Here is a 1,100-nt window from a genome sequence, read left to right as displayed (position 1 = left end):
ACCAGTATCAGCGTTTTGATTATTCTGAGAGAGCACCCCTCTCAACTCTCAACAGTGTATTCATAACTACTTCCACATCGTCCAGTGTTTGCTTAACGCCGGGACAAGCCTGCTTATTGGATCGCCAGTTCCAGCTATTATTGCCTGGAGGAATTTAACTACCGGAATATGATAGCTGTCCCATCAGGGGCTTATAAAGGAGAGGCTCTCAGCTTCAGACCTAATGGTAGATCCTTTACCGATTCCGACAACGGATGTTCGGTTTTTTCTGATGTTCAAGGTGTTCAATTACAGAAGCGAGCAGAAGCGAGAGTCAGGTCTTGATTCTTGAATAAAGTCAAGGAAAACGAAAAGCCAGGGTCAGGCCTTTGTATTTGAACACATTCAAGATTCAAGACCTGACACTATTTCTCGGTTTTTGATTCACGGCTCGCTCCTGTTTTTGAAACAGGGGTTAGCGTGGCAGACAGATGATGGGTTTTGAAGACGTCCTTAAATAAGCGCTTACAAACTGAAGATTAACTCCCGGAAAAGCTCTTTATGATGAGAAGGTTGTGAAAGCAACAGAAAGCGAATTCCTGAGTTTCACCTTCACAGGGAAGAAAGCTCGCTGGGCCCAGAAGTGTCTGGACCGATTCAAATACCGGATACTCAAGTTGACCAGTCGTCGCTGGGGTGTCTCAATGCAACATCGGTTACGCAAACTGGCGCAATATATCCGGGGTTGGATGGGGTATTTCCGGTTATCGGAATATTACCGACCAATTCCCCTGCTGGATCAATGGATACGTCGGCGAATCCGTTGCTGCTTTCTGAAGCAATGGCGCAAGCCGAAAACCCGTTTTAAGAATCTGGTCAGGTTAGGCGTTGATAAAGTGAACGCCGCCAAGATCGCAGCCAGCAGCAAAGGGTATTACCGTCTGAGTAAAACTTATGCGGTACAACAGGCACTGAATAACAATTACCTCGCGAAAATTGGGCTTGTTTCATTGAAAGACTTATGGATCAGGTTTCACCATCATCGTTGAACCGCCCGGTGCGGACCCGCATGCCGGGTGCTGTGGGGAGGGCCGGAGAAAGACCAGCCCTTACCCGATTTA

1 protein-coding gene is annotated in these 1,100 nt (G+C 47.3%); it reads left to right on the top strand.

The window, feature by feature from the left end:
* The first annotated feature begins 554 nt into the window (after positions 1 to 554).
* Positions 555 to 1,028 (top strand): group II intron maturase-specific domain-containing protein, encoded by a 474-nt coding sequence (locus CX664_RS24560; RefSeq protein ID WP_101749240.1) that lies wholly within the window; start codon positions 555 to 557, stop codon positions 1,026 to 1,028.
* Positions 1,029 to 1,100 lie beyond the last annotated feature (72 nt).

The organism is Endozoicomonas acroporae, assembly GCF_002864045.1.
Lineage (GTDB): Bacteria > Pseudomonadota > Gammaproteobacteria > Pseudomonadales > Endozoicomonadaceae > Endozoicomonas > Endozoicomonas acroporae.
Note: the sequence above shows the minus strand (reverse complement) of the source record. Positions and strands in the feature narration are given on the sequence as shown.